The sequence below is a fragment of the Protofrankia sp. Cr1 genome (genome assembly GCF_963555865.1).
GTDB lineage: Bacteria > Actinomycetota > Actinomycetes > Frankiales > Frankiaceae > Protofrankia.
This window is the reverse complement of record NZ_CAUVXO010000225.1, coordinates 1,564-8,579: the sequence shown is the minus strand read 5'-3', so window position 1 is coordinate 8,579 and position 7,016 is coordinate 1,564. Positions and strand designations below refer to the sequence as shown.

The 7,016-nt window shown below is 65.6% G+C and carries 7 protein-coding genes; all 7 read right to left on the bottom strand.

Annotation, left to right across the window (positions count from 1 at the left end; all coding sequences use genetic code 11):
* Nucleotides 1–64 precede the first annotated feature (64 nt).
* The gene (locus tag U9980_RS16935) at nucleotides 65–1,927 is read right to left on the bottom strand and encodes an ABC transporter ATP-binding protein (RefSeq protein ID WP_322768802.1); all 1,863 of its coding nucleotides are present in this window, start codon (nucleotides 1,925–1,927) and stop codon (nucleotides 65–67) included.
* Nucleotides 1,924–2,361: a lasso peptide biosynthesis B2 protein gene (locus tag U9980_RS16930; RefSeq protein WP_322747431.1), complete on the bottom strand. Its 438-nt coding sequence runs from the start codon at nucleotides 2,359–2,361 to the stop codon at nucleotides 1,924–1,926. Before U9980_RS16930 ends, U9980_RS16935 begins: the two co-directional genes overlap by 4 nt.
* Nucleotides 2,362–2,426: 65 nt before the next feature.
* Nucleotides 2,427–2,693, bottom strand: a complete 267-nt coding sequence (locus tag U9980_RS16925; protein WP_322768801.1) for a lasso peptide biosynthesis PqqD family chaperone — start codon at nucleotides 2,691–2,693, stop codon at nucleotides 2,427–2,429.
* A gap of 19 nt (nucleotides 2,694–2,712) precedes the next feature.
* The gene (locus tag U9980_RS16920) at nucleotides 2,713–4,563 is read right to left on the bottom strand and encodes a lasso peptide isopeptide bond-forming cyclase (RefSeq protein ID WP_322768800.1); all 1,851 of its coding nucleotides are present in this window, start codon (nucleotides 4,561–4,563) and stop codon (nucleotides 2,713–2,715) included.
* 236 nt (nucleotides 4,564–4,799) lie between these two features.
* Nucleotides 4,800–4,964 carry a lasso RiPP family leader peptide-containing protein gene (locus tag U9980_RS16915; RefSeq protein ID WP_322768799.1) on the bottom strand — a complete coding sequence of 55 codons (165 nt, stop codon included), beginning with the start codon at nucleotides 4,962–4,964 and terminating at the stop codon, nucleotides 4,800–4,802.
* A 186-nt stretch (nucleotides 4,965–5,150) separates the two neighbouring features.
* The gene (locus U9980_RS16910; RefSeq protein WP_322768798.1) at nucleotides 5,151–5,978 is read right to left on the bottom strand and encodes an AfsR/SARP family transcriptional regulator; all 828 of its coding nucleotides are present in this window, start codon (nucleotides 5,976–5,978) and stop codon (nucleotides 5,151–5,153) included.
* Between the two features lie 182 nt (nucleotides 5,979–6,160).
* Nucleotides 6,161–7,016, bottom strand: an 856-nt coding sequence (locus U9980_RS16905) for a DUF5667 domain-containing protein (protein WP_322768797.1), incomplete at its 5' end; no start/stop codon positions are given.

The following is a 7,016-nucleotide window of genomic DNA, read 5'->3' as shown; positions in this document are numbered from 1 at the left end:
CGTCGGCCGTCGCAACGTCATACCGATATTTCCCGGTCAGCGGTCAGCGGTCAGCGGTCAGCGGTCAGCGGTCAGCGGTTATGCCGGATTCCGGCCGACTGGAAGCTAGCCGTCGGTAGAGAGAACTCGTCAGCAACAGTTCCTCGTGCCGGCCGGTGGCCACCACCTGTCCCTTGTCGAGCACGATGATGCGGTCCGCCGCCTGTACCGTGGAGATCCGGTGTGCGATAACCAGAAGTGCGCCGGTGGCTGAGATCTCCCGCATCGCCTGGGTCAGCGCGTGTTCGTTCATGGAATCCATCTGCGAAGTCGGTTCATCCATGAGCAAGACGGCGGGCCGGGCCAGGAGAGCTCGGGCGATGGCGACCCGTTGGCGTTCCCCTCCAGACAGCAGGACACCGTGGTCACCGACTTCGGTATCCAGGCCGGCGGGCACCCGCGCGAGCAGATCCGTCAGGCTCGCGGTGCGGACGGCCCATTCGAGATCTTCCTCGGTCGCGTGGGGTGCGGCATACTGGATGTTGTCGCGGAGGGTGCCCTGTAGTACCGGGGCCTGCTGCTCGACCAGGTTCACCCAGGCGCGGGCCGTCGAGCGGTCGATGGTGCGGACGTCCCGCCCGTCGAACAGAATCTCCCCACGGTCGGTGTCGTAGAATCGTTCGATGAGCTGGAGCACGGTGGACTTGCCGGCACCGGACCTACCGACCAGTGCGATGTGGCCGTGACTCGGCACTGTGAATGACACGTCGCGAAGTACCGGCTCTGTCCCGTAACCAAACTGCACGCCACGAAACTCGATCGCCGGTGTGTCGTGCGACCGGCCGACTACCTTGCCATTGCTGTCGGTGCGCGCAGCCTGGGCCACTGGCCGGCCGTTGTCCCAGCTGGGGTGCCACTGCCCGGCTCCGTCCTGTTCATCGGCTTCGCGCGGGAGCGTGAAGACCGCGTTGACCCGTTGCAGCCCGCCCATACCCCGCTGGATCGTGCCCGCGGCCTCGAACAGTTCGGAGAGGGGCATGACAAGGTATGTGACGTAGAGCAGGAATGCGACGAGATCGCCCAGCGATGTCGAGCCTTTCGCGACGAGCACTCCACCGACGAGCAGTATCACCAGAATCGAACCGTGGATGGTCAACTCGACCGCAGGGGTGACAATCGAGTCCAGCTTGGCCATCCGCACCCCGGCGTGATAGGCCTCTTTGACATGCACGCCGATACGTTCGGCCTCTCGCTGCTCGGCACGGCTGGCCCGGACGGTACGAATTGCGCTGAGCGCCCTTTCGAGGTCGGCGGTCATGCTCCCGACGCTGGCCTGACTGCGTTCTGAGGTGACACGGATACGCACCAACACGCCCAGCACCATCGTGGCGGCTACCGCGACCGCGACCAGTACGATCAGGAACAGCAACGGGTTAAGCCAGATCATCGCCGCCACGGTCCCGATCACACCGATCGAGCTCGTGACGATCACCGTGAAGCTGTAGGCCACGGCCTCTCGGACGAGGGTCGTATCGGTGTTGGCGCGCGAGATCAGGTCACCCATCCGCTGCCGGTCGTAGATTCCGATGCGCAGCCGCAGCAGGTGACCGATCAGGCGTGTCCGCAGGCCGAACAGAATCTGCTGGCCGGTGCGCCCCAACAGGTAGTTCCCACAGCTGTCGATCAATGCCTGGCCGGCGAACAACACGAGAAGCAGCGCGACCATCCAGGTGGGGATCCCGCCAGCCTGTGCGGCGTCGATCACGTTTTTCACCAGGAGCGGCTGCGCAATTCCGAGAACAGTTCCGATCAGGGTTAGCCCGGTCGCGATACCGATGGGTCGACCGTGCCCGCGCAGCAGGCGCCACAAGTCACCGATCGGCCATTTGTGACCCTCGGGAACCGCTGGAAGCGGCTCCGTCGCGATGCCCCGGGATGCGTCGCTCATGGCACCGGGACGCCTTTGGGAGGAACGGCGACCAGCGGCCGGAAGTAGCCGGTCGGTTCCCGCTCGCCCACCATGATGCCTTCCGCCTCCACCCAAGCGTGCGCCGCGAACGGAGCGACCCTGCGAATGCCGACGCACCACGTCGGCCACACTCCTGACGCCCGGCAGAGCAGCGCGGTGGCAACAGACCGGGGAACACAGCCCTGCGCGCCCCGGCACAGGATGCTCACCGTCATAACGGCCTCCCGTGCGGCCAGTGTCTGCTCGTAGTCGGCCGGCCGAGCGCCGTGCTGCAGCCAGGTCAGGACGGAACGGATCCGGCCGGGCGGCTGGGTGGCCAGAAGCCTGGCGGCCACGACCGCGGCGATCGCCAGTGGCCGTCGGCGCAGCGGCAGTTCTCCTCCTCGACGGGGCAACGACATGGGTGTGCTCATCGGGCGGCACCTTCCTCGTGAACGTGCTCCGCTCGGCGTGCGACGACGGACGGGGGTTGCTCCCGTCAGCGGGCGCAGTCGGTGGCGATCAACCCGGCCGTGTCGAGTTGGGCCAGCAGGGTCTGTATGTCCCGGTTCGCGGTGGTGACATCCACCTCGTAACTGTTGACCACAGCGTCGGCTGCTTGCGCGGTGCTGCCGCCGTCGAGCAGTAGCCGCAGGACAAGTGCCCCGATCGGGTTGAGTGTCCAGTAACGACCGCTGCGTTCATCCAGGAGCCCGATCCCATAGTCGGTTTCCGCGTGGACGACGCCTTTGCGTAGCACCAGCATCTATTCTCCCACGGAGTCCTTACGCCTGAGTAGGCTGCGCCTTCACGGTCCGGTCGCCGGCGAGTACCCGCAACCACATCTCACAAGCGAAGGTCTGCTGAAGGGGCTCGTGAGCCAGCGAAGGCCCGTGGGAGTACCGACAGCCGGCCCGTAGTTTCTCGGCGTCGACCAGTCCGAGAGCGGCAAGCATCGAGTTCTCGGACAATGCCAGCAGCCAGTCACGGTTGGCAGACAGCCCTGCTTCTTCCTCGGTCGATCCTTCCGCTTTTGTGACGCGCCCCAGCGAGACCGCTGGCACGATTCCGTGCATAGCCTCCTTGAGTAGCGGCTTGTACTCCCAGGGGGTGGACCGTTCTTCCGGACGTACCATGAGGGACGCCTCGATGACCCGGTCGTCGAGGAAGGGCGCGGCGATCGGGATGCGGCTGGGCGCGGCGAGCTGGGAGAACAGGCGAACGGCTCCGGCCCCGGAGCGGATGGACAGGATGTCACAGTGCTGGTCACGGGTGCCAGCCAGCGGGCGGGCCGATCCCAGGACCGCGTCGAACGCCTCACGCACCAGGCAGACGCCGTCCGCGGTCACCCACGGCGCCAGCCGTGGCGCAGCGGCCCAGTCCAGGTCGGGCAGCGGTTGCCTCCGCCCGGAACCGGTCACCTGCGCGGCCACGTCGGACAGAGCGGCGTGGTACGAGCGCGGGCGCAGCATCATCCACAGGCTTGCCGGCAATGGCCATCGGTTGTGGGCCCGCAAGCCGCGGAGCCGGTCGAAGGCGGTCCACGGGCGGCGGCGGACCAGCGTGTACAGGTAGTTCGGCGCTCCCTCGAGGACCTCGTCACCACCGAGTCCGGTCAGGTGCACCCGGGGTTGGTACGGGGCCAGCCGGTGGAATCCGGCGAGCATCTTCGCCCGGTCGATAATCCCGATGAAGGGCCTGTCCAACTGTTCGTCGGTGGTTGCGATTCCGTCATAGACAAGTGGAAGATCTTCACGTGGCAGGATCTCGTGTACTGCCGTCGGCAGGTTCTCGATGGCGAGAGCAGCCCACTCCGCGTCGTCGTCCCCCGGGTCCCGTCCGATTCCGGTGTAGGCGACGAGAGCGATCGGATGCCGAGCGGCGAGAAAGCACAACGAGGTCGAGTCGAGTCCGCCGGACAGGTCGCTGCTCACAGTGCCACCCATACCGGCGCGGACGCCTACGGCCTCGGTGAGTGCATGCCGTAGCAGCCGTGCGCCCTGCGCCAACGGAAGTACAGGATCGGGTTGTCGCCACCAACGAATCCGGCTTGGCCGCCCGTTTTCGGCAACCAGGAGGAAATGATCCGACGGTACCGCTTCGATGTTTCGCCACATCGGCTGGTCGTCCAACGGGTACGGCGCTATCGGGTCGAGGAGCGCCAGTGCAACGGCGTGCATGTCCAACTCGCCACCGGTGACAGCGGCCAGTACGTCGGCCCGGTCCGCGGCGATCACCTGGTCGTCGACCACGACGTAGAAGACCCGCCGTGTACCTGACGCGGTGCCCTGGACACGGCGACGGCCGTCGATCTCGGCGATGATGTGGAAGCTTCCTGGCAACGAGCAGGCCAAGGTGTTGAGCGAGGCCACATCCCGGGTGCGTTCGAGAACGCGCGTGAGGTAGGCGGCGTCGACCGGACAACATCCTATCAGCGTTATCCGGGACCGTCCCGTGACCGCTGTAACGATCCCATCCCGGGGCCAGTCGCCCAACAGCCATGGCCGGCCGGAATCGTAGCGGACCGACTCGGTGGCATGGTCGGTGATCTCGGCTGCGACCGCGGCAGCGACACCGGAGTCCGGTAGCACCACGAACCACGGGGTTCCGGTGGGCAGCGTAGGAAATCCGGTCATCTCGTCAGGGCCCCGTTCCTTTTCGGCGGTCGGTATCAGTACCCCGATACATCAGTACCCCGATACCCCGATGAGTGGGCGGGTGGCGGCAGCTGTAGGGCCACCACCACCCGCCCCGTTCGGCTCACGGCCTGTCAGGTGATTGCTGCCGGGTGTGGGCGGAAATCCAGACTTCTCCTACCCGACACCCACGCGTCCTACCCGACACCCACGCGACACGTGAGGAGTCGATCCGGCTACTTAGCTCCGAACCTGCCTCGGCGTCCCTCAAATTCGCCAAAGTCGCGGAAGCCGCGGCGCCGGCCGAAGAAGTCACGCCCGTGTCCCCAGTAGTGGCCACCGGTGATCGTGGCGAAGGCGCCGGCCTCGTGCAGAGCAGGCGCCTCGTAGGAAGCCTTCATGGATCCCTCCCGTCGAAGTCTGTGGTTGTCTGGTCGCCGGACGATCTGATCTTTTCCGACTGGGCCGATCGCTGATCGGGACCAGTATCTTGTCTACGTTCCGTGTCCGGCTGGTGTTAACTGTTCCACCGAGAGGTTCAATTTTGGTTCAGCCTGCATACATCCGCCGATTGATGCGCCTCATCGTTACCCGCACTGATCGGACGGAAGGCCCGGGTTGGTGGCGTTGTCGGCCACCAGCGTCTCGTTGTCGGCCGAAAGGATCTGATGATGAAGCCGCCGTAGGTCGACACCGGGTTCTATTCCAAGATCGTTTGCAAGGCGGTCGTACACGGTCCGGTAGGCGGACAGGGCTTCGGCTCGACGGCCCGAACGGTCCAGCGCGACCAGGAGCTGACCCCAGAGGCGTTCCCGGAGCGGATATTCCACTATGAGTGCACGCAGCGTGGGTAGGATGATCTCAGGTTGGCCCAGGGCGAGGCGGGCATCCATCAGGTCCTCCCAGACTGCCCAGCGCTGTTCCTCAAGCCGGGCGGTCTCGGCGAGCGCGATGTCCGCGGGCAATTCTTCGAAGGGTTGACCACGCCATAGCTTCAGAGCTTCCTCGAAGTATTCAATGGCTTTCTCGCGGGTGCCGGAACGCAATGTTTCCCGACCTCTGTCCGCCATCCTCCCGAATATGGAGAAGTCCATTTCTTCGGGCAATACGTTGATGCGGTACCCGCCTCTTTTGCTTTCAATTCTGCCGAATGGATCCCGGCTGGGTGGCAGCGCATGACGCAACTGGGAGACATAGGTCTTGATGTTTCCGGAGGCGGAACGAGGCGGCTCGTCCTCCCAGAGGGAGGAGCAAATCCGGTCAACGCCGACCCAGGTGTTGGAGTTCAGCAGCAGCAAGGAAAGCAGTACCCGTGGTTTGCCCTGATGAATATCTACGGGCTCGCCGTCCGGATTGTATACTTCCAGTGGTCCTAGTATGCGAAAAAGAGCTTTCCCGCTCAGGGTATCACCCATACGCCTTGCGGTACCCGGTCGACAGCCGGGTTAAGCCCGGCTATCGCGGTCGGGTATCGCAGGTGGCACGTATTATCTGGAAATGTTATTCGAAACTCCTGTTAATATTGGAAAGTCGTGCGAATGAAGAACATGTCGATCGTTTGTCAACCAGCGGCCTTGGATTGTGAGGCCCGGAGGTGTCAGCCGGAGTCGGTGGGGTTCAACAGGTTCGCCACGATGCCGTCAGGGTCGGGACCGGTCCCGGTGGGCGGTGTGCTCGGTGTCGTCGACGTCCCGATTGTCGGCGTTGTCGCCGCCGGCGTGGGGCTGGCGGTGAGGGCGTGTGCGTTCCCCGGGCGCCCAGGGGTGCTCGGAGCGGGGCCCGCGCTCGGCGGAACGTCAGCGGTGGCCGGGCCCGATGCGGTGGGCTCGGTGGGAGGACCCGCGCTGGGAGCCGGCGCGGCGGAGGGGTTCACCGGCAGCGCCGCGGTTGGGTCCCCGACGACCGGTTCCTGCGTGGGCGAATGGTTCCCCGGGGTCGAAACGGCGGCCGGAGCGCCCGCCCGCGACGGTGGCGTGAACCCGGCGGCGGTGAGGGTGTCGTCCACACCGTGCACGTAGTCGAGGGCGTCGGATGCCATCGTGCGCAGCTGACCACCGGGCAGGCCGTCGAGCAGGGTCCGCAGATCCCGGGTCTGGTCGGCGGTGAAATCCCGGACCGCGCGCAGTGCGTCGTCGCTGCCGTTGCGAGCCTCGGCGACCAGCACGTCCCCGCCGGCCGCCGCCTCGTTGCGCCAGGCTGCCAGAAGACCGCGAATCTCGGTGGTCTTCGTCGGAAGCCGTCCGTCGTCCATGAGAGTCTGGATCTCACCCAGCCTGGTCCGGGCGATGTCGAGGTGGACCTTGGCCTTTTCGACACGGTTGCTGGTGAGATCAAGCTGGATCTGCTCGACCCGGAGCTTGAGCCCGTAGAAGGGTTCACCGGGAACCGCCCGATGAGCGTTGACCGCGATACCCGTCACCAGGACCGACGTGGCAAGGGCGCCGATCAGAGCC

Excerpts from the sequence above, each read along its gene's own strand:
- U9980_RS16915 (WP_322768799.1), bottom strand. The coding sequence starts at position 4,964 with ATGAAGGCTTCCTACGAGGCGCCTGCTCTGCACGAGGCCGGCGCCTTC.
- U9980_RS16925 (WP_322768801.1), bottom strand. The coding sequence starts at position 2,693 with ATGCTGGTGCTACGCAAAGGCGTCGTCCACGCGGAAACCGACTATGGG.
- U9980_RS16910 (WP_322768798.1), bottom strand. The coding sequence starts at position 5,978 with ATGGGTGATACCCTGAGCGGGAAAGCTCTTTTTCGCATACTAGGACCA.
- U9980_RS16935 (WP_322768802.1), bottom strand. The coding sequence starts at position 1,927 with ATGAGCGACGCATCCCGGGGCATCGCGACGGAGCCGCTTCCAGCGGTT.
- U9980_RS16920 (WP_322768800.1), bottom strand. The coding sequence starts at position 4,563 with ATGACCGGATTTCCTACGCTGCCCACCGGAACCCCGTGGTTCGTGGTG.
- U9980_RS16930 (WP_322747431.1), bottom strand. The coding sequence starts at position 2,361 with ATGAGCACACCCATGTCGTTGCCCCGTCGAGGAGGAGAACTGCCGCTG.